20 protein-coding genes, 4 tRNA genes and 1 other RNA gene are annotated in these 24,192 nt (G+C 70.9%); 16 read left to right on the top strand and 9 right to left on the bottom strand.

Annotated elements, in window-relative coordinates; genetic code table 11:
* The first annotated feature begins 59 nt into the window (after positions 1-59).
* The 4 genes from QFZ76_RS25245 (at position 60) to QFZ76_RS25230 (ending at position 3,371) form a co-directional block, all read left to right on the top strand.
* Positions 60-416 carry a hypothetical protein gene (locus QFZ76_RS25245; RefSeq protein ID WP_307675873.1) on the top strand — a complete coding sequence of 119 codons (357 nt, stop codon included), beginning with the start codon at positions 60-62 and terminating at the stop codon, positions 414-416.
* The gene (locus tag QFZ76_RS25240) at positions 413-1,660 is read left to right on the top strand and encodes a DUF3631 domain-containing protein (protein ID WP_307675872.1); all 1,248 of its coding nucleotides are present in this window, start codon (positions 413-415) and stop codon (positions 1,658-1,660) included. The genes QFZ76_RS25245 and QFZ76_RS25240 overlap by 4 nt, the downstream gene beginning before the upstream one ends.
* 179 nt (positions 1,661-1,839) lie before the next feature.
* Positions 1,840-2,103, top strand: coding sequence for a helix-turn-helix domain-containing protein (locus QFZ76_RS25235; protein WP_307675871.1), 264 nt, complete (start codon positions 1,840-1,842; stop codon positions 2,101-2,103).
* An 8-nt stretch (positions 2,104-2,111) separates the two neighbouring features.
* Positions 2,112-3,371, top strand: coding sequence for a site-specific integrase (locus QFZ76_RS25230; protein WP_307675870.1), 1,260 nt, complete (start codon positions 2,112-2,114; stop codon positions 3,369-3,371).
* Between the two features lie 79 nt (positions 3,372-3,450).
* On the opposite strand, the gene QFZ76_RS25225 is transcribed toward QFZ76_RS25230, so the two are convergent.
* Positions 3,451-3,538 (bottom strand) — tRNA-Ser (locus QFZ76_RS25225).
* 72 nt (positions 3,539-3,610) lie between these two features.
* On the opposite strand from QFZ76_RS25225, the gene ffs reads away from it, so the two are divergent.
* From ffs to QFZ76_RS25195, 6 genes are all read left to right on the top strand, one after another.
* An RNA gene (gene ffs, locus QFZ76_RS25220) (signal recognition particle sRNA small type) lies at positions 3,611-3,709 on the top strand.
* A 59-nt stretch (positions 3,710-3,768) separates the two neighbouring features.
* Positions 3,769-6,216, top strand: coding sequence for a DNA polymerase III subunit gamma and tau (locus QFZ76_RS25215; RefSeq protein WP_307675869.1), 2,448 nt, complete (start codon positions 3,769-3,771; stop codon positions 6,214-6,216).
* Positions 6,217-6,312: 96 nt separating this feature from the next.
* Complete coding sequence (purD, locus tag QFZ76_RS25210; protein ID WP_307675868.1) at positions 6,313-7,566, top strand: phosphoribosylamine--glycine ligase; 1,254 nt, start codon at positions 6,313-6,315, stop codon at positions 7,564-7,566.
* Between the two features lie 349 nt (positions 7,567-7,915).
* Positions 7,916-9,913 carry a hypothetical protein gene (locus QFZ76_RS25205; protein WP_307680123.1) on the top strand — a complete coding sequence of 666 codons (1,998 nt, stop codon included), beginning with the start codon at positions 7,916-7,918 and terminating at the stop codon, positions 9,911-9,913.
* Between the two features lie 237 nt (positions 9,914-10,150).
* Positions 10,151-11,665, top strand: a complete 1,515-nt coding sequence (locus QFZ76_RS25200; RefSeq protein WP_307675867.1) for a N,N-dimethylformamidase beta subunit family domain-containing protein — start codon at positions 10,151-10,153, stop codon at positions 11,663-11,665.
* Positions 11,666-11,774: 109 nt separating this feature from the next.
* The gene (locus QFZ76_RS25195) at positions 11,775-12,677 is read left to right on the top strand and encodes a phosphoribosylaminoimidazolesuccinocarboxamide synthase (RefSeq protein WP_307675866.1); all 903 of its coding nucleotides are present in this window, start codon (positions 11,775-11,777) and stop codon (positions 12,675-12,677) included.
* A gap of 43 nt (positions 12,678-12,720) precedes the next feature.
* On the opposite strand, the gene QFZ76_RS25190 is transcribed toward QFZ76_RS25195, so the two are convergent.
* The 8 genes from QFZ76_RS25190 to QFZ76_RS25155 all read right to left on the bottom strand — a co-directional run bounded on the left by QFZ76_RS25190 (position 12,721) and on the right by QFZ76_RS25155 (position 17,211).
* Positions 12,721-12,793: transfer RNA gene (locus QFZ76_RS25190), tRNA-Gly, on the bottom strand.
* A 23-nt stretch (positions 12,794-12,816) separates the two neighbouring features.
* Positions 12,817-13,431 (bottom strand): response regulator transcription factor, encoded by a 615-nt coding sequence (locus QFZ76_RS25185; RefSeq protein ID WP_307675865.1) that lies wholly within the window; start codon positions 13,429-13,431, stop codon positions 12,817-12,819.
* The gene (locus QFZ76_RS25180; RefSeq protein ID WP_307680122.1) at positions 13,428-14,657 is read right to left on the bottom strand and encodes a sensor histidine kinase; all 1,230 of its coding nucleotides are present in this window, start codon (positions 14,655-14,657) and stop codon (positions 13,428-13,430) included. The genes QFZ76_RS25185 and QFZ76_RS25180 overlap by 4 nt, the downstream gene beginning before the upstream one ends.
* 17 nt (positions 14,658-14,674) lie before the next feature.
* Positions 14,675-15,451: an ABC transporter permease gene (locus QFZ76_RS25175; RefSeq protein ID WP_307675864.1), complete on the bottom strand. Its 777-nt coding sequence runs from the start codon at positions 15,449-15,451 to the stop codon at positions 14,675-14,677.
* Positions 15,448-16,404 (bottom strand): ABC transporter ATP-binding protein, encoded by a 957-nt coding sequence (locus QFZ76_RS25170; protein ID WP_307675863.1) that lies wholly within the window; start codon positions 16,402-16,404, stop codon positions 15,448-15,450. The genes QFZ76_RS25175 and QFZ76_RS25170 overlap by 4 nt, the downstream gene beginning before the upstream one ends.
* 138 nt (positions 16,405-16,542) lie before the next feature.
* A tRNA-Gly gene (locus QFZ76_RS25165) sits at positions 16,543-16,618 on the bottom strand.
* Positions 16,619-16,698: 80 nt separating this feature from the next.
* Positions 16,699-16,770 (bottom strand) — tRNA-Gly (locus QFZ76_RS25160).
* Positions 16,771-16,893: 123 nt separating this feature from the next.
* Positions 16,894-17,211: an Lsr2 family protein gene (locus QFZ76_RS25155; protein WP_266437059.1), complete on the bottom strand. Its 318-nt coding sequence runs from the start codon at positions 17,209-17,211 to the stop codon at positions 16,894-16,896.
* Positions 17,212-17,562: 351 nt separating this feature from the next.
* Between QFZ76_RS25155 and purS the strand changes: the two genes are divergently transcribed.
* The 6 genes from purS to purF all read left to right on the top strand — a co-directional run bounded on the left by purS (position 17,563) and on the right by purF (position 24,179).
* Positions 17,563-17,826 carry a phosphoribosylformylglycinamidine synthase subunit PurS gene (gene purS / locus QFZ76_RS25150; protein WP_307675862.1) on the top strand — a complete coding sequence of 88 codons (264 nt, stop codon included), beginning with the start codon at positions 17,563-17,565 and terminating at the stop codon, positions 17,824-17,826.
* Positions 17,823-18,503, top strand: a complete 681-nt coding sequence (gene purQ / locus QFZ76_RS25145; RefSeq protein WP_307675861.1) for a phosphoribosylformylglycinamidine synthase subunit PurQ — start codon at positions 17,823-17,825, stop codon at positions 18,501-18,503. The genes purS and purQ overlap by 4 nt, the downstream gene beginning before the upstream one ends.
* Positions 18,500-20,758: a phosphoribosylformylglycinamidine synthase subunit PurL gene (purL, locus tag QFZ76_RS25140; protein ID WP_307675860.1), complete on the top strand. Its 2,259-nt coding sequence runs from the start codon at positions 18,500-18,502 to the stop codon at positions 20,756-20,758. The genes purQ and purL overlap by 4 nt, the downstream gene beginning before the upstream one ends.
* Before the next feature lie 172 nt (positions 20,759-20,930).
* The gene (locus tag QFZ76_RS25135) at positions 20,931-21,728 is read left to right on the top strand and encodes a maleylpyruvate isomerase family mycothiol-dependent enzyme (protein ID WP_307675859.1); all 798 of its coding nucleotides are present in this window, start codon (positions 20,931-20,933) and stop codon (positions 21,726-21,728) included.
* A 78-nt stretch (positions 21,729-21,806) separates the two neighbouring features.
* The gene (locus tag QFZ76_RS25130; RefSeq protein ID WP_307675858.1) at positions 21,807-22,577 is read left to right on the top strand and encodes an META domain-containing protein; all 771 of its coding nucleotides are present in this window, start codon (positions 21,807-21,809) and stop codon (positions 22,575-22,577) included.
* 72 nt (positions 22,578-22,649) lie between these two features.
* The gene (gene purF / locus QFZ76_RS25125; RefSeq protein ID WP_307675857.1) at positions 22,650-24,179 is read left to right on the top strand and encodes an amidophosphoribosyltransferase; all 1,530 of its coding nucleotides are present in this window, start codon (positions 22,650-22,652) and stop codon (positions 24,177-24,179) included.
* Positions 24,180-24,192 lie beyond the last annotated feature (13 nt).

The raw sequence follows: 24,192 nt of genomic DNA, 5'->3' as shown, positions 1-24,192 counted from the left end.
GCCCCACGCCTACTAAGAGCCTCACCAGCCGCCATGGGGTGCCGGCCGCTCCACAGCCTGTGGACACGACAGCCGTAGGCGCCTTGAAGGTCGCCGCCCGCAAGGGCGTCCCCTCTGCCCTTCGCACTGAGAAGTTCCGCAGCGGCCAGGCCCGCCACAGCACCCCCGACCCGACCCCGGAGCAGCCCGGCATCCGCATCTACGCCCCGCCGCTCTACCGGCACCACGGGGACGGCGCCCGCTGGTCCACACGGCCCGGCGACACTCCCAACGCCGCGTACGCCTGCGCCTGCGGACAGAGCGGCACCGCCACCGGGGCTCCCCAAGTGGCCGCTCTGGCAGCCGAGTACGCCGACCACCACGCCACCTGCACCGGGACACCCGGATCTCTGCTTGAAAGGAGGGCCGCCGCATGACCGACGTCATCGACGGAGCCGCGCTGCTGGACGAGGTGGAAGCCTTCCACCGCCGCTTCAACGTCTTCCCCACCGAACACGCCTACGTCGCGGTCGCGTTGTGGGACGCCCACGCGCACCTGATGGACGCGCTGGACGGCACCGCCCGCATCGCCTTCCTGAGCCCCGAACCCGGCTCCGGGAAGTCCCGTGCGCTGGAGATCATCGAAACCCTCACCCCACGGGCTGCGACCACCGTCAACGCGTCCGCGAACGCCCTGTTCCGGCTCGTCTCCGCAGACGAGGGCACCCCGACACTGCTCTTCGACGAGATCGACACCGTGTTCGGGCCCAAGGCCGGCGGGAACGAAGAGGTACGGGGGTTCCTCAACTCCGGCTACCGACGCGGCGCCAAGTCTCTTCGCTGCGTCGGTGATGGCTCCGACCAGAAGGCAGGGTTCTTCCCGTCGTTCTGCGCGGTCGCCATGGCGGGCCTGGGCTCCCTGCCCACCACGATCCTGACCAGGTCCGTCATCATCCGCATGCGCAAGAAAGCACCCAACGAGAAGTGCGAGCCCTACCGGCGCCGCATCCACGAGAAGCAGGGCCACGTCCTGCGCGACCGGCTCGCCGACTGGACAGCCACCCTGCACGACCAGGTCGCCGAAGCCTGGCCCGAGATGCCCGAGGGCGTCGTCGACCGGCCGGCCGACGTCTGGGAACCGCTCCTCGCGGTCGCGGACGCGGCAGGCGGGCACTGGCCCGAGCGCGCCCGCACAGCCTGCCTCGCGCTCATCAAGGCCGCCAGCGTCGACGACAAGGCTTCCCTGGGAGTGCGGCTACTCACCGATCTCCGCGACCGCGTGTTCTGCGGCGCCGACCGGATGCCCACTGCCGCCATCCTCGAAGTCCTCCTCTCCCTCGACGAGTCGCCGTGGGACGACATGAGCGAGGACGGACAGAGCGCCAAGCCCCTCACTTCCCGCCGATTGGCGACGCTCCTGAGCCAGTACATGAAGCTCGACGACACCCCGATCAAGCCCAAGGGCATCAGGGTCGGCAGCTCCACCCCCAAGGGCTACTACGCGGAAGACCTCCAGGACGCCTGGAACCGCTACTGCCCCCCGGACCCCCAGAAGTCCGCAACATCCGCAACGTCCGCAACACCGCAGGTCAACGGGGGTGAATCTGTGGCGGATACCCCTTCGGAGAGCCGCCACATGCCCGCGGAATCCGACACACGCCAGCTCCGCATCGCCGGCTGACCAGCCTGCACCCAAGAGTCCCGCCGCACGCACCGCGTGGCGGGACCTATCCGCAACAGAAACGGCATCCGCCACAGATTCAAGCCGCTGACCAGCGATGTTGCGGCGTGGCGGATGTTGCGGATTTCCCAGAAGGAGCCGGGAGGCTCTTGTTTCGCGCCTCGAAGGAGTCGAGCCCCGTGGCAGGCGATCAGACGCCAAAGCTCTCCGTAGTCCGCTCCGAAGTCGACCTCTCCGAAGACGACTTCGACTCCACTCTCCTGGCCGTGACGGTGGAAGAAGCCGCCCGCCGTCTGAGTATCGGCCGAACCACCATGTACGCCCTCATTCGCGACGGTGCCGTGCAGACCGTGCCGATCGGTCGATCCCGTCGAGTACCTGTCCAGGCGCTCAGCGATTACCTCGCTCAGAACATGCAGTCGCCCAAGAACGCAGTCGCGTAAGGAGTCCCATGGCCAAGCGCGCCAAGCGCCCTGATGGCGCATCGTCCATCTACTTCGGCAATGACGGTTACTGGCACGGCCGCGTCACGGTCGGCGTCTGCGACGACGGGAAGCCTGACCGGCGCCACGTCAGTAGCAAGGTCAGTGAAGCGGAGGTCATCAAAAAGGTCCGTGCGCTGGAAAAGCAGCGCGACGAGGGGAAGGTTCGAAAGCCTGGCCGGCCGTGGACCGTCCAGGCATGGCTGTTGCACTGGGTGGAGGAGATCGCCAAGCCGTCAGTGCGGGAGAACACCTATGCCGGGTACGAGGTGGCCGTGCGGGTGCACCTCATTCCTGGTGTAGGCGCTCACCGACTCGACAAGCTGGAGCCTGAGCACCTGGAACGCTTCTACACGAAGATGCAGCTCAACGGGAGCAAGGCCGCGACGGCTCATCAGGCCCACCGCACGATGCGCACCGCCCTCAACCACGCGCTTCGCCGCGGCCACGTGACCCGGAACGTTGCCACCCTCGCAGTGCCTCCAAGGATCGAGGAAGAGGAGGTGGAGCCGTACGACATCGAGGAAGTGCAGCGTCTCCTCTCCGAGGCGGCGAAGCTGCGCAACAGCGCTCGCTGGTCCATCGCTCTCGCCCTGGGACTGCGGCAGGGCGAAGCCCTCGGACTGCGCTGGTCGGATGTCGACCTTCAGAACGGCATTCTCCGCGTCAGGAAGAACAGGCTGCGGCCGAAGTACCTGCACGGGTGCGGGGGAGACTGCGGCCGAAAGCCCGGGTACTGCAAGCAGAGGGTCCGGAAGAACGAGGACACGGCCCCCACGAAATCGCGGGCCGGCCGTCGGGTGATCGGTGTGCCCGGCGAATTGGGCCGGCTGCTGGAGCTGCACCGCAAGGAGCAGGACCGGGAGCGTCGGCTGGCCGCAGACGAGTGGCGCGAGACGGGCTTCGTCTTCACGTCTCCGGTGGGGGAGCCGCTGGTGCCCAGCACGGACTACGACGCGTGGAAGCAGCTGCTCACTGATGCCAAGGTGCGGGACGGCCGGCTGCACGATGCACGGCACACCGCCGCCACGGTCCTGCTCATCCTCGGCGTTCCGGAACGGGTGGTGATGCAGATCATGGGGTGGTCTTCCACAGCGATGGCGGCCCGCTACCAGCACGTGACGGGAGGGATCCTGGCCGACGTGGCACAGCGGGTTGGCGGGCTCATCTGGGAGGTGGCCAAGGCCGCCGACGAGAGCGGCCCGGACAGCTCCGCAGGATCGCGTTGAGACTGTAGATGAGACTGCAACCGTCGAAGGGCCCCACCGCGAACGGTGGGGCCCTTCGACATCGTGCCCGGTGAGGCACTGGCGGAGGATACGAGATTCGAACTCGTGAGGGGTTGCCCCCAACACGCTTTCCAAGCGTGCGCCCTAGGCCACTAGGCGAATCCTCCGCCGCAAACAATACAAGACGTTGAGGAGTGCTCGCGAACTCGTTCCCCCTGGCCGGCATCGGGTACTGTTGGCGCAGCCCCTCACGCGGCGCTATCTGACTGAACTCCCCCAGGGCCGGAAGGCAGCAAGGGTAGGTTGGCTCTGGCGGGTGCGTGGGGGGCGCTTGCGTTGCCGGGGTGAGACCTGCGGGCGGGGCCCGATGTCAGTGGGCGCCTATAACCTCGTATGCGTGTCGTCTCTCGCGTTGTACCGCCGCTATCGCCCGGAGTCGTTCGCCGAGGTCATCGGGCAGGAGCATGTCACCGACCCGCTGCAGCAGGCGCTGCGGAACAACCGGGTCAATCACGCGTACCTGTTCAGCGGTCCGCGCGGGTGCGGCAAGACGACCAGTGCGCGGATCCTGGCCAGGTGCCTGAACTGCGAGCAGGGGCCCACACCTACCCCGTGCGGGAAGTGCCAGTCCTGCCAGGACCTCGCGAGGAACGGCCCGGGCTCGATCGACGTCATCGAGATCGACGCCGCTTCGCACGGCGGTGTGGACGACGCCCGTGATCTCCGGGAGAAGGCCTTCTTCGGGCCCGCGGGCAGTCGTTACAAGATCTACATCATCGACGAGGCCCACATGGTCACGTCGGCCGGCTTCAACGCGCTCCTCAAGGTCGTCGAGGAGCCGCCGGAGCATCTGAAGTTCATCTTCGCCACCACCGAGCCCGAGAAGGTCATCGGGACCATTCGGTCCCGGACGCACCACTATCCGTTCCGGCTCGTGCCGCCCGGGACGCTGCGCGAGTACCTGGCCGAGGTGTGCGGGCGGGAGGGGATCCCCGTCGAGGACGGGGTGCTGCCGCTCGTCGTGCGGGCCGGGGCCGGGTCCGTGCGTGACTCGATGTCCGTCATGGACCAGCTGCTCGCCGGTGCGGGGGCGGACGGTGTGACGTATGCCATGGCGACCTCCCTGCTCGGCTACACGGACCTGTCGCTCCTCGACTCCGTCGTCGAGGCTTTCGCGACCGGTGACGGCGCCGCCGCCTTCGAGGTCGTCGACCATGTCATCGAGGGGGGCAACGACCCCCGGCGGTTCGTCACCGACCTGCTGGAGCGGCTGCGGGACCTGGTGATCCTCGCCGCCGTGCCGGACGCCGCGGAGAAGGGCCTCATCGACGCCCCCGCCGACGTCATCGAGCGGATGCAGGCCCAGGCCGGCACCTTCGGCGCCGCCGAGCTCACCCGCGCCGCCGACCTCGTCAACGCGGGGCTGACCGAGATGCGCGGTGCCACCTCCCCCCGCCTCCAGCTCGAACTCATCTGCGCGCGCGTGCTGCTGCCCGCCGCGTACGGCGACGAGCGGTCGGTCATGGCCCGCCTGGACCGCATCGAGCGCGGCGTGAACTTCTCCGCGGGGGGCGGAGCGCCGGCCATGGGCTACGTCCCCGGCCCCGACGCGCACGCCCAGGCCCAGGCCCAGGCCCAGGGTGGAGCGGTGGCGGCCGCGCCCGCGCCCCCGGGGGGCGGCGCGGCCGCGGCTCGCGCTGCGGTACGGGCTTCCGGGGCACCGGCGGGCGCGGGCGCTGCCTCGCCGGGCATGCCCTCTGAGCAGGCGGCACCCGTGGCCGGAGGACCTGCGCCCGTGGCTGGAGGACCGGTACCCGCCGCCGCAGGACCTGCGCCCGCTGCCGCCCCCGCCGCCCGCCCAGCAGCCCCCGACCACACCCAGCAGCAGCCGCCTCAGCCTCAGCAGGAGCAACCGGCCCAGGCGCCCCCGTCGGCACCCACCCCTGCACCCACCCCCGCCCCCACGTCCCCCACCCCCGCCCCCACGTCCCCCGCCCCCGGCGCCTGGCCCACCGCCGCCCCCGCCGGTGGCGGTCGACGCCCCGGCGGCTGGCCCACGGCGACCCCCGCCGGCGGCGGACAACCCCCGGCCGCGGCCCCGAGCACACCCGCGCCCGCGTCCGCGCCCGCCCCCGCCGCCCCTTCCACCCCCGCACCGCAGGCGGCGCCCCCCGCTCCGGCCACCGACTATGCGCCTCCCACCGGCGGCCTCGACCCGCGCACGCTCTGGCCGAACATCCTGGAGGCCGTCAAGAACCGCCGCCGGTTCACCTGGATCCTGCTCAGCCAGAACGCGCAGGTGACCGGTTTCGACGGCACCACCCTCCAGCTCGGCTTCCTCAACGCCGGCGCGCGTGACAACTTCTCCGGCAGCGGCAGCGAGGACGTGCTGAAGCAGGCGCTGGCCGAGCAGTTCAACGTGCAGTGGAAGATCGAGGCGATCATCGACCCGTCGGGCGGCTCGGCACCCCCGGCCACCGGCGGCGGCCCGACCGGTTCCAACGGCGGCTACGGCGGCTACGGCGCTGGAGGCGGCGCCGGCCCGGGCGGAACGGGTGGCGGCGGCTACGGCAGCGGCGGTGGCGGTGGCGCTACGGCCCCCCCGCGCCCGGCGTCCCCCCAGCCCTCGTCCGCCGCACCCACGCCGACCACCTCGGCGCAGGCCCAGGCGTCCTCATCCCGCCCCGCCCCCCAGCGGTCCGCCCCGGAACCGACCCCGGTCTCCCCCGAGGACGACACCCCGGAGGACGACGATCCCGACCTCGACGAGTCGGCCCTCTCCGGCCACGAACTCATCGTGAGAGAGCTGGGAGCCACGGTGGTGGAGGAGTTCTCGAACGAGTAGCACCGGACCATGCCGGGCCACGCCTTGGAGGAACCCACAGCTCACCTCCCTCCACCCCTTCGGAACCCCGCACAAAACCCGGTTAGGCTGACCCCCGTGAAGGTCCTCGTCATCGGCAGCGGTGCCCGCGAACACGCCCTGTGCCGTTCTCTGTCCCTAGACCCCGACGTCAGCGCGCTGTACTGCGCTCCCGGCAACGCCGGCATCGCCGAGGTCGCCGAGCTGCACCAGGTCGACGCCCTCGACGGCGCGGCCGTGTCCGCGCTGGCCGTAGAGCTCGGCGCCGACCTGGTCGTCGTAGGCCCGGAGGCGCCGCTCGTCGCCGGGGTCGCCGACGCCGTGCGCGAGGCGGGCATCCCCGTCTTCGGCCCCTCCAAGGAGGCCGCGCAGCTCGAGGGCTCGAAGGCCTTCGCCAAGGCCGTCATGGCGGGAGCGGAGGTACCCACCGCGCGGTCGTACGTCTGTACGACCCCGGCCGAGGCCGCCGAAGCCCTCGACGCCTTCGGTACTCCGTACGTCGTCAAGGACGACGGGCTCGCCGCCGGCAAGGGCGTCGTGGTGACCGACGACCTCGACGCGGCCAAGGCGCACGCCAACGCCTGCGAGCGGGTCGTCATCGAGGAGTTCCTCGACGGCCCCGAGGTCTCCCTCTTCGCCATCACCGACGGCGATACGGTCCTGCCCCTCCAGCCCGCCCAGGACTTCAAGCGCGCTCTCGACGGCGACGAGGGCCCCAACACCGGCGGCATGGGCGCGTACTCCCCGCTGCCCTGGGCCGACCCGAAGCTGGTGGACGAGGTCATGCAGACCGTCCTGCAGCCGACCGTCGACGAGATGCGCCGCCGCGGCACCCCCTTCTCCGGCCTGCTGTACGCCGGTCTGGCGATCACCAGCCGTGGCGTCCGGGTCATCGAGTTCAACGCCCGCTTCGGCGACCCCGAGACCCAGGTCGTCCTCGCCCGGCTGAAGACCCCGCTGGCCGGCATCCTGATGGCCGCCGCCACGGGCAACCTCGCCGACCTGCCGCCCCTGCGCTGGAGCGACGAGGCCGCGGTCACCGTGGTCGTCGCCTCGCACAACTACCCCGGCACCCCGCGCACCGGCGACCCGATCACCGGGCTGGACGAGGTGGCCGCCCAGGACGCCCCGCACGCGTACGTCCTGCACGCGGGCACCAGGCGCGAGGGTGACGCCGTCGTCAGCGCGGGCGGCCGCGTCCTGTCCGTCACGGCGGTCGGCGAGGACCTCACCGAGGCCCGCGACCGCGCCTACCGGGCCCTGGCCCGCGTCAACCTCGACGGCTCCCAGCACCGCACGGACATCGCGGCGAAGGCGGCGTCCGGCGCCTGACAGCACTGGCGCAGACCGTCTGAGAACCCCGGCGCGGACCGGCGGAAATACCCAGACATCGATGAACCTCGCAGGCCCCGGATCCGTCTCACGATCCGGGGCCTGATCGTTGCTGTCCGTCATCCACCTTTCCCCAAGGCCATTCCATCGAGTGACCGATGCCCCATCCGGCTGACGAGGGCCGGGGCCCCAACTAGGGTGCGGCGCAAGCGGTCCGGCACTTGGCCCACCGGCATTGCGATGTCAGTGGGCGGTGCCACAGTGGGGGAGTGAGCAACGCCAGGAGAGCCGGGCAGAGAGCCGGGCGGGCAGGACGGCAGGGAGGGGGCGAGGTCCGGTCATGACCGGTATGGGTGTGGAGGCGGGAGCACAGTCCGCGCGGTCCCGAGCCCTGGCCGTGCTGCGCATACGCAGCCGGGCACTGGCTGTCGCGCTGCTGCCCGCGGCCGTCGCCGTCGTGCTGCTCGCCGGCGGCTCGACGGACCATCTCGTGGGCCCCGGCTGGGACGCCGCGCGGTGGACGATGTCCGTGGTCGCCGTCCTCGCACTGCTCGCGGCCGGCGGCATCGCCCTGGTCGTCGCCCGCTCCCGGCCCGCCGTCAGCCCGACGGTCCCGATCGCCGAGGAGTCGGCCCCCGACCTCTACCGCATGGTGCGCGACCTCGCCGACCGCCTGGACGTCCCGGCACCCTCCGCCATAGCGCTCACCCCGGACTGCGACAGCTGGCTGGAGGACCGCACCCACCCGGCCCACGGCCCGCCCCCGCGCGAGGACCACGACGAGATAGCGGGCGTCCGCGGCTCCCACCGCCGTGCCGCCGCCGCGCCCGTCCTCGTCATCGGCTCCCCGTTCCTGTGGTGGATGCGCGTGGGCGAGCTGCGCGCCGTCCTCGCCCCGGTCGTCGCCGGTACGGGCCCTTCGGCGCACCCGGACATAGCCGCGGCCCGCCGCTTCGTACGGGGGCTGGACGCGGCGGTGGCCGTGACCTCGGCGCCCGGCCGCAGCGTCCTCATCCGCCCGGTGCTCGCGGGCATCGGCTGGGTCGCCCGGCTGCTGTTGCGCAGCTGTCGCGGCCATGCCGCCGAGATGGAGCGCGGGGTCGCCGCCGCGGCGGCCGAGCGTGCACAGGCTGTGGATTACGGCCTGAGGATCGTCGCCCAGGAACAGGTGGGCCTCGCGTACGCCGGCTGGGACCGGCTGCTGACCCGGGTCGCGCTGCCCGCCTGGCGGATGGGCCGCTGGCCCTCCCGGCTGGACGCGGGCGTCGTCGCGGCCCTCACCGAGCTGTCCCGGCGGGACCGGCTGGCCGAGGGCTTCGCCTCCCGGCTGGGCGAGCGCCCCGCCTGCGACCTGCTCGAAGAGCCCGGCGCGATCGACGAGGCGACCTCGCTGCTCGCCGCCCGCCTCTTCCACGGCGGCCCCGCCGAGCCGGGCCGGGACTGGGCCCCGGTGGCCTGGCAGGAGTACCCGGACGAGGTCGTCGACCGCAAGTGGCGCACCGACGCGGCCCGTCTCCACCGCGTCCTGGACGCCCTGGGCGTCCGCCGCGCCCCCGACCCCACCTCACCCGACCCCGACGGCCCGACCCTGGCCCGCGTCCTGGCCCACCTGACCGACCCGGCGGCCACGACACCCCGGACCGACGGCTCGCAGGCCGACAGCGCCAGCCCCGGCGGCAGCGACACCGGCGGCGGCAGCGACACCGGCGGCGGCAGCGACACCGGCGGCGACAGCGACACCGGCGGCGACAGCGACACCGGCACAGCCACCGAGGCCGCCCCCACCACGATCGCCGACACCACCACAAGCACCGACATCGAGGCCAACGCCGACGCCGACGACAACGCCCCCTACCCCCCGGTCGACCTCGACGACGACTCCCCCGGCGGCACCGAAAACGCCACCGCCCTCGCCGCCCGCCTGAGCGCCGAAATCGCCCGCGAAGAGGCATCCGCACCCGGAACCACATCCCCGACCGGCCCACCCCCACCCCCACCCCCGCCCGGCCAGGCCAGTGGCAGCGGCACCGGCCCCGGCGGCAGCCCCGACACCGCCCTCTGGGACGACGGCATGCTGCCCCTCTTCCCCCTGCAGCCACCCCGCACCGCCCGCGAACTGCTCACCGACCACGTCACCGCGATGGTGTGCTGCGCCGCGATGGACACCGCAGGCGCGACCCCGGGCCTCGACTGGCTCGACGGCCCGTCCCTCATGGTCAACGGCGAACGGGCGGCCGACCTGGCCCCCCGCGTCCTCAGCCTGGTGGAGGACGGCGACCCGGCCCCGCTCCAGGCGTGGCTGGTCAAGTCGGGGATACGCCCGGAGAAACCGGTCCGCCTCGTCTGACGGGCACCTGCCGGTGAGACGGTGTACCGGATCCCCCGATTCCACTTACAGCCAATTCGCAACGAATAGTGACCGCCTGGGTGCGTAATGTGATGTGCTGGGACCGATCGAGCACATGGCAAGGGCTTACGCCACAGGACAGGCACGGCGCAGGCCCGGCACAGGCACAGGCACAGGCACAGGCACAGGCACAGGCACAGGCACAGGCGTACGGGGGCGCGAGGGAGGGGAGCCACCATGGGGTCGGAGCAGATCCGCCGCTGGGAGTCGGGAGCACTCGCGCACGCCGTGACGGACCCCTTCGGCCAGGGCCCGGTCCCCTGGCTGCGCGGCACCGAGACATACTTCGACGACACCGGCCAGGTCGTCCCCTGGTACGTGGACGCGGAGCCGGCCCACAGCGCCCGCAGCACCCACAGCCCGAAGGAAGGCGCCCCCAGGGCGCCCGCCCCGCGCGCCGCCTCGGGCCCCCGCTCCGCCGACGACGTCCACCGGCAGATCAAGGGCTTCGCCTCCACCGGCGCGGTCGCCCCCGGCGAGGCCGTCGACTTCCACATCACGGTCGACCCGCCCCAGGAGTTCGCCGTAGACGTCTACCGCATCGGCCACTACGGCGGTGACGGCGCCGCGAAGATCACCACCAGCCCCCGCCTGTCGGGCATAGTCCAGCCCGCGCCCCTCACCGCCGACCGCACGGTGTCCTGCCACCACTGGTGGCTGTCCTGGCGCCTGCAGATCCCGAGCTACTGGAGCATCGGCGCGTATGTCGCCGTCCTCACCACCGTCGACGGCTACCGCTCCCACATCCCGTTCACCGTCCGCGACAACCACCCGGCCGACCTGCTGCTCCTGCTGCCCGACATCACCTGGCAGGCGTACAACCTCTACCCGGAGGACGGCCGCACCGGCGCCAGCCTCTACCACGCCTGGGACGAGAACGGCCGGCTGCTCGGCGAGGCCGACGCCGCGACGACCATCTCCTTCGACCGCCCGTACGCGGGCGCCGGTCTGCCCCTCCACGTGGGCCACGCCTACGACTTCATCCGCTGGGCCGAGCGCTACGGCTACGACCTCGCCTACGCCGACGCCCGCGACCTGCACGCCGGCCATGTCGACCCCACCCGCTACCGCGGCCTGGTCTTCCCGGGCCACGACGAGTACTGGTCGACGAACATGCGCCGCACCGCGGAACGCGCTCGCGAGCACGGCACGAGCCTGGTCTTCCTGTCGGCCAACACCATGTACTGGCAGGTGGAGTTGGGCCCGTCCCCGTCCGGCGTCCCGGACCGCCTGCTCACCTGCCGAAAGCGCCGGGGGCCGGGCAAACCCGTGCTGTGGCGCGAGATCGACCGCCCCGAGCAGCAACTGGTCGGCATCCAGTACGCCGGCCGCGTCCCCGAGCCCCACCCCCTGATCGTGCGCAACGTCGACCACTGGATGTGGGAGGCGACCGGCGCGCACGAGGGTGACGAGATCGAGGGCCTGGTCGCGGGCGAGGCCGACCGCTACTTCCCGCGCACCCCGCTGCCCGAGCACGACGACCGCATCCTGCTCGCCCACTCCCCGTACGCCGACAGCGAGGGAGTCCTCCGCCACCAGGAGACCTCCCTCTACCGCGCCCCCTCCGGCGCCCTGGTCTTCGCATCCGGGACGTTCGCGTGGTCACCGTCCCTGGACCGCCCGGGCCACGTCGACCCCCGAGTCCAGCGAGCCACCGCGAACCTTCTGGACCGCATCTGCAAACGTGACTAAACCGGGCCGCGCCACCGCGGCCGACGCCCGCTCCACACACCCCGGACCAAGACCGATCCTCGCCATACGGGAGAATCGACCCACTTGGACATCACCACGGGGAGGAACCGTGTCCGGATTCGTAGAAAAGCCCGAGCCGCTCCAGGTTCCGGGCCTGGTCCACCTCCACACCGGCAAGGTGCGCGAGCTGTACCAGAACGAGGCGGGCGACCTCGTGATGGTCGCCAGCGACCGCATCTCCGCCTTCGACTGGGTGCTTCCGACCGAGATCCCCGACAAGGGGCGGGTCCTCACCCAGCTCTCCCTGTGGTGGTTCGACCAGCTCGCCGACCTGGTCCCCAACCACGTCCTGAGCACCGACCTGCCCGCCGGCGCCCCCGCCGACTGGGCCGGCCGCACCCTGGTCTGCAAGTCCCTCCAGATGGTCCCGGTGGAGGCCGTGGCCCGCGGCTACCTGACCGGTTCGGGCCTGGTGGAGTACAAGGAGTCCCGTACGGTCTGCGGCCTCGCCCTCCCCGAAGGCCTGGTCGACGGCTCGGAACTGCCCGCCCCGATCTTCACCCCGGCCACCAAGGCCGAGGTCGGCGAGCACGACGAGAACGTGTCCTACGAGGAGGTCGCCCGCCAGGTCGGCGCCGACACCGCCGCCCGGCTGCGCCAGGCCACCCTCGCCGTCTACTCCCGCGGCCGGGACATCGCCCGCGACCGCGGGATCATCCTCGCGGACACGAAGTTCGAGTTCGGTCTCGAGAACAACGACACCCTGGTCATCGCCGACGAGGTCCTCACCCCCGACTCCTCCCGCTTCTGGCCGGCCGACCAGTGGCAGCCGGGCCGCGCGCAGCCGTCGTACGACAAGCAGTACGTCCGCGACTGGCTCACCTCGCCGGAGTCCGGCTGGGACCGGAAGAGCGAGCAGCCCCCGCCGCCGCTGCCCGAGCAGGTCGTGACCGCGACCCGCGCCAAGTACGTGGAGGCGTACGAGCGTCTGACGGGCACCAGCTGGTCGTAGGACACGAAGAAGCCCCCCGGCAGAAGCCGGGGGGCCGATTCAGAGCGGACGACCAGGTTCGAACTGGCGACCTCAACCTTGGCAAGGTTGCGCTCTACCAACTGAGCTACGTCCGCACTGCGCCGTGGCGCGAGAGCAACTATACCCAACCTCGCTCGCGGGCGAGCCGCACTGCCGTGTGACGGTTTTCCGCCCCGAGCTTGGAGACGGCCGACGACAGGTAGTTCCGTACGGTTCCCTGCGACAGTGCGGCCCGCTCGGCGATCTCCGCGACGGGCGCCCCGTCGGCGGCGAGCTCGAGGACCTCCGCCTCTCGCGCGGTCAGCGGCGAGTCGCCGGCGGAGATGGCGTCGGCGGCCAACTCGGGATCGATGTAACGGTTTCCGGCGTGCACCGTGCGGATGATCTCCGCGAGCCGCTGGGCGCTGACGGTCTTCGGCACGAATCCCCGGACCCCCGCCTCGAGGGCCCGCTTCAGATGCCCCGGCCGCCCGTGACCGGTCACGATCAGCACCCGGCAGTCGGACAGCTCGGCGCGCAGGGATGTGGCGACCTTCACACCGTCGGCCCCGGGCATCTGCAGATCGAGGACGGCGACATCGGGGGCGTGGGCACGGGCCATGGCCAGCGCCTCGGGCCCGGTCGCCGCCTCGGCCACGACGACGAGATCGTCCTCCAGCGAGAGCAGCGCGGCGAGCGCACCCCGGATGAGGTGCTCGTCGTCGGCGAGCAGAAGGCGTACGGGAGGGGTCACGCCATGACCTCACTCGCACCGGCCGTGACCAACGGCACCTCGGCCACCACCCGGAACAGCCCTCCGTCGACCCGCCCCGCCGCCAGCGTCCCCTCCACCGCGGCCAGCCCATCCCGCAGCCCGGCCAGCCCCGAGCCGCCCGCACCCGCGCGGGCCGACGCCGCCCCGTCGTTCTCCACCGTCAGCACCACCCGTCCCTCCGCGATCCGGACCTCCACCGCACACCAACCGGCATCCCCGTGCCGCAACACGTTCGTCGTCGTCTCCCGCACCACCCACGCGAGCGCCGACTCCACCTCGCCGGGCAGCCCGGCCGGCTCGCCGCCCGTCACCTCGCACCGGATCCCCGCGGCCGTCAACACTCCGTGCGCACCGGCGAGTTCGACTCCGAGGTCGGCCTCCCGGTACCCGCGTACGACGTCCCGCACCTCGCGCTGCGACTCCTGCGCGATCCGCTGCACCTCGATCATCTGCTCCACGGCCTCGGCCCGCCCGCGCCGCGCCAGCTGCACGGCCAGTTCGCTCTTGAGGGCGATCACGGCGAGGTTGCGCCCCAGCACGTCGTGCAGGTCGCGCCCGAACCGCAGCCGTTCCTCGGCGACGGCGAGCCGGGCGCGCGTCTCGCGGGCCTCGTCGAGTTCGTAGAAGGCGTTGAGGAGCCAGACGGAGAACACGGAGGTGAAGGCGAGGACGGCGGAGCCGAACAGCACGGCCACCGTCGACGCCAGCGCGGCGGCGCCGGGGGTGCCCAGGGCGAGCGACAGGGCTCCGGGGCCGGCCGCGGAGCCGCCGACGAGCGTGTACACCTGCCGCCGGTCGCGGACACCGAGCGCGAGTGTGCCGACGCCGAAGATCAGGACGACGCCGAAGGCCCCGCCCGCCGCGCCGCCGACGTCGTCACCGCCGGGGCCGTACTGGGCGATCGCGAGGGACGCGCAGCCGACCGCGGCGGTGATCGCGCCGAGCGTCCAGAGCAGCCGTACGGGCTGCTCACGCCGACCGCGCGTCCAGTCCAGCGCCCGCGACGCGGTCACCGCGCACACCACCCCGTGCACGCCCACCATCAGCAGCAACGAGCCCGCGAGCCAGGCCTCGACCTGCCAGAACGAGGTGAGCCCGATCGTCGCGATCTCCAGCACCGCGAAGAAGTGGAACGTCGACCGCGTGTACGCCTCGACCTTCGCCGGTGTGCTCTTGCCCCGCCACCACCCGGCCGGTCCCCGCATGTCCATGCCCCCGTCCCTCAGCGCCTCGGCTCCCACCGGAACCACCGCCGTACAGCAAACACGCCCAACAGGGTCCAGGCCAGTGCGGTCATCACCGGCCCCACCGCCTCATAGGCCGACAGCTCCCCGGTCCACCCGCCCCGCACCAGCGTCATCACGGGTGACAGCGGCAGCAGTTCCAGCACCGACGCCACCCGGTCCGGCATCAGCTCGAGCGGTACGGCGACCCCGGAGCCCACCGCCGAGGCCATCAACAGCGGCACAGAGGTGACCTGAGCGCTCTCCACGGTACGCGTGAAGCTCGCCGTCACGGCGGCCAGCGCCGCACACATGACCAGACTCAACCCGACGCCCACGACCGCGAGTTGGGGAGCTTCGGGGGCAGCCACATCGAGCAGAACGGAACAGCCCACCGCCAGGATCAGGCACTGCACCAGCCCTGTCGCGACGGCCGGCAGCGCGGCCCCGGCCAGGATCTCCCCGTCCCGCGGCTCACCGGTGCGCAGTCGTTTGAGGACGAGTTCCTCGCGCCGCCCGACGAAGACGCCCACGAGCGCCGAGTACACCGCGAACAGCAGCGAGAACCCGATGGCCCCGGGCAGCACCACCAGCCCGACGTTCAGCCCGGAGCCGGCGAGATCCATGTCCTGGACCGCCGCCCGCGCACTGACCGGCAGCACCAGCGGCACGAACACCGCCGTGACGATCATGCCCTTGCTCCGCCCGAACAGGGTCAGCTCGGCCCGCGCGAGCGCCGCGACGCGCCCCGCCGGAGTGGTGACGGCCCCGCTCATGCCGCGTACTCCTCTGCGGTCTCGGAGGAGGCCTCGCGGGCGATCCCCAGGAACGCCTCCTCCAGCGACGCCGACCGCACATCGAGCCGCCGCAGCTCGACCCCGGCCCGCTCGGCCCACCCCAGCACCCCGGTGGCCGTCCGCTGAAGCTCCCGGGTCCGCAGCCGTACGACGTTCCCCTCGGCCTCGTGCCCGCTCACCCCCAGCTCACCGAGCGGCGGCAGGTCGCCCAGGAAGTACCCGTCGGGCAGCTCGAAGGAGATCCGGGAGGGCTGCGCGGCGGTCACCTCGGCCGGCGTGCCCGCGGCCGCGATCCGCCCTTCGTGCAGGATGGCGAGCCGGTCGGCGAGATCCTCGGCCTCCTCCAGATAGTGCGTGGTCAGCAGCACCGTCGTACCGCCGTCGCGCAGCGCGCCCACCAGCTCCCAGGTCTCCCGGCGCCCTTCGGCGTCCAGCCCGGTCGTCGGCTCGTCGAGGAACAGCACCTCGGGCTCGCCGAGCAGCGCGAGCGCCAGGTCCAGGCGCCGCCGTTCACCCCCGGACAACTGCTTCACCCGTACGCCCGCCCGGCGCTCGAGCCCGACCAGCGCGAGCACCTCCCGCTCGGGCCGCGCCCCGCTCACGCACCCCGCCCACATCCGCGCGGTCTCGGCGACGGTCAGCTCGGACGGAAACCCGCCCTCCTGCAACATCACACCCGTCCGAGGCCGTACGACGGCCCGCTCGGCGTAGGGATCACGGCCGAGGACCCGCACCCGCCCCCCGGCCGGCCGCGCGAGCCCCTCCAGCAGTTCGACCGTGGACGTCTTACCCGCCCCGTTGGTGCCCAGCAGGGCGAAGACCTCGCCGCGGCGCACGGAGAAGGAGATCCCGCGCACCGCCTCGAAGCCGCCCCCGTACACACGCCGCAGGTCGGTGACCTCAATCACGTCTCCGTGTTCGTTGGCATCCATGCCTTCAGCGTTCCGCCACCGGCGGCCCGGCAGCAGTGCGGGCTGTCATCACTCGGCATGACAAATGTCAGACGCATGCCCACGGCCGCGAAGAGGGCACACGAAAAAGACCCCGTTCGATGACCGGGGTCTTTCCCATGGAGCGGACGACCAGGTTCGAACTGGCGACCTCAACCTTGGCAAGGTTGCGCTCTACCAACTGAGCTACGTCCGCATTGCCTCCGACCGGCTCTCACCGATCGGCGCGTACACCAGCCTACCTGATCCACAAGAGGGACAGGACCGGCGGTGCAGAGCGGGTGACAGGAATTGCACACTGCGCCTTCCCCCTGGAAGGGGGATGTTCTACTACTGAACTACACCCGCGTGTACTTCGGAGCCGGGCCTTTCGGCCTCGCCCCTCGGCGTGCTTCAGACTCTAGCTGACCAGGAGGGGTGCAGCGCAAGTCGGTTCCCCCGAGGGGCGGGTGACCAGGCGTCGGCCCGCGCTCAGCGGGCGGCGGCGAACGCCTCGTAGACCTTCTTCGGGATCCGGCCACGCGCCGGGACGTCCATCTTGTTGGCCTGGGCCCAGGCCCGGACGGCCGCCGGGTCGGGAGCGACCTCCGTCTGCTTGTACGCCTTGCCCGACCGCGACCGCTTGCGGCCGGCCTCCACGTAGGGCTCGAGTGCCTCACGCAGTTTCTTGGCATTGACCTGGTTCAGGTCGATCTCGTACGACTTGCCGTCGAGTCCGAAGGCGATCGTTTCCGCCGCTTCCGAGCCGTCGATGTCGTCAAAGAGAGTGACCACGACACGCTGCGCCACGAATATCGGTCCCTTCGTGCGGCATCTCTGCGATGACGTGCCAGGACGTCCTGGAGATGCCGACTGTCCGCCTGTTATTGGGCAAAGTATCGGCTATTGCCAATTCATTTGTACAGTGCCCGGCATTGCATTGTGAAGCCCGACTAAATCTGTCCGCGTGTCCCCGGCGCAATAGATGCGGCGCATCGATTCGGGATCTTTCCCTGAACTTTTCGCGAAGGCACCCTTCCGATACCGGATCGTGACAGCCGTCACGTAGATTCCTACAACTCTACCCGCGTAGAAATTTTGTGCGGGTAGTCTGAAGACACCTGCAGGAACCTGCTCAGCACCACAACACCGGGAGTGCCAGTGGCACGCGTCGTAGTCGACGTCATGCTCAAGCCGGAGATCCTCGACCCCCAGGGCCAGGCGGTGCAGCGCGCACTGCCGCGGCTCGGTTTCGAAGGCATCTCGGACGTACGTCAGGGAAAGCGATTCGAACTGGAAGTTGACGGACCGGTCGACGAGGCAACGCTCGCCCGCATCCACGATCTTGCGGAATCCTTCCTTGCCAACACCGTGATCGAGGACTTCACCGTCAAGGTGGAGGAAGTCGCGGAGGCCGTGAAGTGACCGCTCGTATTGGCGTCGTCACTTTCCCGGGCAGCCTCGACGACCGGGACACTCAGCGCGCGATCCGCCTCGCGGGCGCCGAACCGGTCGCCCTCTGGCACAAGGACAAGGACCTCCACCAGGTCGACGCCGTGGTGCTGTGCGGCGGTTTCTCCTACGGCGACTATCTGCGCGCCGGCGCCATCGCGCGCTTCTCGCCGGTGATGGAGCCCCTCATCGAGCAGGCGAAGGCGGGCCTCCCGGTCCTCGGCATCTGCAACGGCTTCCAGATCCTCACCGAGGCCCACCTCCTCCCGGGCGGGATGCTCGGCAACGACCACCTCCACTTCATCTGCCGCGACCAGAAGCTGCGGGTGGAGAACGCGGACACCGCCTGGACCACCGACTACTCGGCCGGCCAGGAGATCAACATCCCGCTGAAGAACATGGACGGCCGGTACGTCGCCGACGAGTACACGCTCGACAAGCTCGAGGCCGAGGGCAGGGTCGCCTTCCGGTACATGGACTTCAATCCGAACGGTTCGCTGCGCGACATCGCCGGCATCAGCAACGAGGCCGGGAACGTCGTAGGCCTGATGCCGCACCCGGAGCACGCCGTGGAGCCGCTCATCGGCACCGGCCGCACCGACGGCCTCCCCTTCTTCACCTCGATCCTCAAGAAGCTGGTCAACGTATGAGCCGGACGCCTCTGGACACGGTCGAGCACGCGACCGCGACCCCCGACGTCGAGCTGCCCTGGGCCGAACTCGGCCTGAAGAAGGACGAGTACGAGCGGGTGGTGGAGATCCTCGGCCGCCGCCCGACCGGCGCCGAGCTCGCCATGTACTCCGTCATGTGGTCCGAGCACTGCTCGTACAAGTCGTCGAAGGTGCACCTGCGCCAGTTCGGCGAGAAGGCCCCCCAGTCCGACGCCCTGCTCGTGGGCATCGGCGAGAACGCGGGTGTCGTCGACGTCGGCCAGGGCTACGCGGTCACCTTCAAGGTGGAGTCGCACAACCACCCGTCGTACGTGGAGCCGTACCAGGGCGCCGCGACCGGTGTCGGCGGCATTGTCCGCGACATCATCGCGATGGGTGCCCGGCCGGTCGCGGTCGTCGACCCGCTGCGGTTCGGTGCGGCCGACCACCCGGACACCAAGCGCGTCCTGCCCGGCGTGGTGGCCGGCATCGGCGGTTACGGCAACTGCCTCGGCCTCCCCAACATCGGCGGCGAGGTCGTCTTCGACGCCTGCTACCAGGGCAACCCGCTGGTCAACGCCGGTGCCATCGGTGTCATGCGGCACGAGGACATCCACCTCGCGAAGGCGTCCGGCGCGGGCAACAAGGTCATCCTGTACGGGGCCCGCACGGGCGGCGACGGCATCGGCGGCGCGTCGATCCTGGCGAGCGAGACCTTCGACGACGCCAAGCCGTCGAAGCGTCCGGCCGTGCAGGTGGGCGACCCCTTCCAGGAGAAGCTCCTCATCGAGTGCACCCTGGAGGCGTTCAAGGAGAAGCTGGTCGTCGGCATCCAGGACCTGGGTGCGGCGGGCCTGTCCTGCGCCACGTCCGAGCTGGCCTCCAACGGCTCCGGCGGCATGCGCGTGACTCTGGACGACGTGCCCCTGCGCGACTCGACTCTCTCGCCCGAGGAAATCCTCATGAGCGAGTCGCAGGAGCGCATGTGCGCGGTCGTCGAGCCGGGGAAGGTCGACCGCTTCCTGGAGATCTGCGACAAGTGGGACGTCATCGCCACGGTGATCGGAGAGGTCACCGACGGCGACCGCCTGGAGATCTACTGGCACGGCGGCAAGATCGTCGACGTCGACCCGCGCACGGTGGCACACGAGGGTCCGACGTACGAGCGCCCGTACGCCCGCCCGTCCTGGCAGGACGCGCTCCAGGCGGACGACGCGAACAAGCTCCCGCGGCCTTCTTCGAGCGAAGAGCTGAAGGACCAGGTCCTGAAGCTGGTGTCGTCCCCGAACCAGGCCTCCAAGTCCTGGATCACCTCCCAGTACGACCACTTCGTGCAGGGCAACACGGTGCTGGCCCAGCCCGAGGACTCCGGGATGATCCGCATCGACGAGGAGACCGGCCTCGGCGTCGCCATCGCGACGGACGGCAACGGCCGCTACACCAAGCTGGACCCGTACGCGGGCGCGCAACTGGCCCTCTCCGAGGCCTACCGCAACGTCGCCACGACCGGTGCCAAGCCGCTCGCCGTCTCCGACTGCCTGAACTTCGGCTCGCCCGAGGACCCGGCGGTGATGTGGCAGTTCGCGGAGGCGATCCGTGGACTGGCCGACGCCTGCCAGCAGTTGGGCACCCCGGTCACCGGCGGCAACGTGTCGCTCTACAACCAGACCGGCGAGGTGGCGATCCACCCGACCCCGGTGGTCGCGGTCCTGGGCGTCATCGACGACGTGGCCCGCCGCACGCCGGTCGCCTTCCAGGAGGAGGGCCAGCTGCTCTACCTCCTCGGCGACACCCGCGAGGAGTTCGGCGGTTCGGCCTGGTCGCAGGTGATCCACGACCACCTCGGCGGCCTGCCCCCGAAGGTCGACCTGGAGCGCGAGCGCCTGCTCGCCGAGATCCTGATCTCCGCCTCCCGCGACGGCATGATCGACTCCGCGCACGACCTGTCCGACGGCGGTCTGATCCAGGCGGTCGTCGAGTCGGCGCTGCTCGGCGGCAAGGGCGCGCGTCTGGTCGTACCGGACGGACTCGACGCCTTCACCCTCCTCTTCTCGGAGTCGGCCGGCCGCGCCGTCGTGGCCGTTCCCCGCTCCGAAGAGGTCCGCTTCAACGACATGTGCGGGGCGCGGGGTCTGCCCGTCACCCGCATCGGTGTCGTCGACGGCGACTGCGTCGAGCTCCAGGGCGAGTTCGAGCTGTCGCTGGAGGAGCTGCGCGAGGCTCACGAGGGGACCATCCCGGCTCTGCTGGCGTAATTCCCTTCGGCTGCACGGCCGTGAAGGCCCCGACCGTTCCGACGGCCGGGGCCTTCGTCCGAGCCGCACCTGCAATCCAGCCGATGGACGGCCCCGGCCTCGTTGTCCCGAGGAACCGCGAGATCTTCGACTCCCCCGCCCCCCGCACAGCAGTCCGCCTAGGCTGATCGTCATGCCCCCGGCCAAGAAGCGCGCCCGCACCTACGACCCCGCCAAGATCCGCACCGCGGTCCTGGCCCAGTTCGGGAACGTACGGGAAGCCGTCGGCACCCTCACCGCCGAACAGGCCGCCCTGCCCACCCGGCTCGGGGACTGGACCGTACGGGATCTGGCCGCGCACATCGGCATGGCCCTCGGGGCCGTCGTACGACTGCTCGACGAGCCCGAACCGCCGAAGCAGAACGGCGTGCTCCTCGACTGGCCGCACGCCATCGGCGCCGACGCGCCGGACATCGCCGGTCACGCCCGGGACCTCGCCGAGCGGAACCCGGATCTCGCCGCCCACCTCGCCGAGGTGGAGCAGCGCTTCACCGCCCGCCTCGCGGAGAACCCCGGCACCCGGCTGCTCGCGACCAACGCGGGTGCCCTGTCGCTCGACGACTACCTGGTCACCCGTACCGTCGAACTCGTCGTCCACACCGACGACCTGAACGCCGCCGTCCCCGGCCTCGACATCCCGTACGACCGCCAGGCCCTCGCCGCCGCCACCCGCCTCCTCGCCGACACGCTCGCCGCGAAGGCCCCCGGCGGTTCCACCGAGGTGCGGATCCCGCCGTACGCCGTCGTCCAGTGCGTCGAGGGGCCCCGGCACACCCGCGGCACCCCGCCGAACGTCGTCGAGACCGACCCGCTGACCTGGATCCGCCTCGCCACCGGGCGCGTGAGCTGGAAGGACGCGCTCGACGAGGCGAAGGTCAGCGCGAGCGGGGAGCGGGCGGACCTGGGCGGACTGCTGCCGCTCCTCTCCTGAGGCGGGAATGCCTGAGACGGGAATGCCTGAGGCGGGAACAGAGGGAACCAATCACCCCACCCGCCCCGTCGAATCGGCATGTACAGGCAGAAGCAGCGACTCACCCTCACCGTGACCGCCCTCGCTCTCGTCCCCCTGGCGGCAGCCTGCGGCGACGAGAAGGCCGACGGTGGATCGGTCGGCGCCGCCCCGCCCATCACCGGCGTCCACTGGAGCGTCGACAGCGTCACCGTCGACGGCACCACCCACCAGTCCCCCTCCGACGCGCACGTCGAGATCGCCGACGGCAAGGCGGCCGGCAACTACGGCTGCAACCACTTCAACGCCAAGGCCGCCGTCGAGGGCGACAGCATCGAACTCAGCGATGCCACGACCACCGAGATGGCCTGCGAGGACGAACCCATGGACTTCGAGCGGACCCTCGCCCGCACCCTCGCGGACGGCGCCCTGAAGACCGAGGTCAAGGACGGCCGGCTGACCCTCACCACCGAAGGCGGCGACCGCGTCCACCTCACCAAGGCGGCAGACGCCTCCCTCTACGGCACGAAGTGGCAGGTCACCTCACCCGCGTCCCAGAGCAAGGCCCACCTCACCTTCGACAAGAAGACCGGCAAGGTCTCCGGCAGCCTCGGCTGCAACAAGGTGAACGCCAAGGCCACGGTCAGCGACGGACATATCACCCTCGGCGCTCCGTCCACGACCCGAATGATGTGCGACGCCTCACTCATGAACGTGGAGAAGGACCTGCTCCGCCTCTTCAACAGCACCGTGAGTTATGAACTGGATCACCGAACCCTCTCGCTGACCAGCGAAAACGACGCGGTCGTCACCGCGGTCGCGGACAAGTGATCCTTTACCGCAGCTCAGGGCCGGGGATTCCCCAATTCGGACCAGTGGTCGACCTCGCCTACACTCGGGTACGTGCCACGTGGTGACGGACGACTCAACCACGACCTGCTCCCCGGTGAGAAGGGCCCCCAGGACGCTTGCGGCGTCTTCGGTGTCTGGGCTCCGGGCGAAGAGGTCGCCAAGCTCACGTACTTCGGGCTCTACGCCCTCCAGCATCGGGGCCAGGAATCCGCGGGAATCGCGGTCAGCAACGGCTCCCAGATCCTCGTCTTCAAGGACATGGGCCTCGTTTCCCAGGTCTTCGACGAGACCTCGCTCGGTTCGCTCCAGGGTCACCTCGCGGTCGGTCACGCCCGCTACTCGACCACTGGTGCCTCCACCTGGGAGAACGCCCAGCCGACGTTCCGTGCCACCGCGCACGGCTCCATCGCGCTCGGCCACAACGGCAACCTGGTCAACACGGCGCAGCTCGCCGAGATGGTCGCCGACCTCCCCAAGGACACCAACGGCCGTTCCACCCGGGTGGCCGCCACCAACGACACCGACCTGCTCACCGCGCTGCTCGCGGCCCAGGTCGACGAGGACGGCAAGCCGCTGACCATCGAGGAGGCATCCGCCCGGATCCTCCCGCAGGTCAAGGGCGCCTTCTCGCTCGTCTTCATGGACGAGCACACCATTTACGCCGCTCGTGACCCGCAGGGCATCCGCCCGCTGGTCCTCGGCCGCCTGGAGCGCGGCTGGGTCGTCGCCTCCGAGTCCGCCGCCCTCGACATCTGCGGTGCTGCGTACGTCCGCGAGATCGAGCCGGGCGAGTTCATCGCGATCGACGAGAACGGTCTGCGCACGTCCCGATTCGCGGAAGCGAAGCCCAAGGGCTGTGTCTTCGAGTACGTGTACCTGGCCCGCCCCGACACCGACATCGCCGGCCGGAACGTGTACCTCTCCCGCGTGGAGATGGGCCGCAAGCTCGCCAAGGAAGCCCCTGCGGAGGCCGACCTGGTCATAGCGACTCCGGAGTCCGGCACCCCGGCCGCCATCGGCTACGCGGAGGCCTCGGGCATCCCCTTCGGTGCCGGTCTGGTGAAGAACGCGTACGTCGGCCGTACGTTCATCCAGCCCTCCCAGACCATCCGTCAGCTGGGCATCCGCCTGAAGCTGAACCCGCTGAAGGAAGTCATCAAGGGCAAGCGCCTGGTCGTCGTCGACGACTCGATCGTGCGCGGCAACACCCAGCGGGCCCTGGTCCGCATGCTCCGCGAGGCGGGCGCCGCCGAGGTCCACATCCGGATCTCCTCGCCGCCCGTGAAGTGGCCGTGCTTCTTCGGCATTGATTTCGCGACCCGCGCCGAGCTCATCGCCAACGGCATGACCATCGACGAGATCGGCACCTCGCTGGGCGCCGACTCCCTGGCGTACATCTCCCTCGACGGCATGATCGAGGCGACCACCATCGCCAAGCCGAACCTCTGCCGCGCCTGCTTCGACGGCGAGTACCCGATGGCACTCCCGGACCCCGAGCTGCTCGGCAAGCAGCTTCTGGAGACCGAGCTGGCCGCCGGGCCCGCCGCCACGGCCGCGGCCGACGCGATCCGTCGCCCGTAGCCGGCCCGTCCTC

The organism is Streptomyces sp. V4I2 (genome assembly GCF_030817655.1).
Taxonomy (GTDB): domain Bacteria; phylum Actinomycetota; class Actinomycetes; order Streptomycetales; family Streptomycetaceae; genus Streptomyces; species Streptomyces plumbiresistens.
The sequence above is the reverse complement of the archived record's forward strand: the minus strand, read 5'-3'. Positions and strand labels throughout refer to the sequence as shown.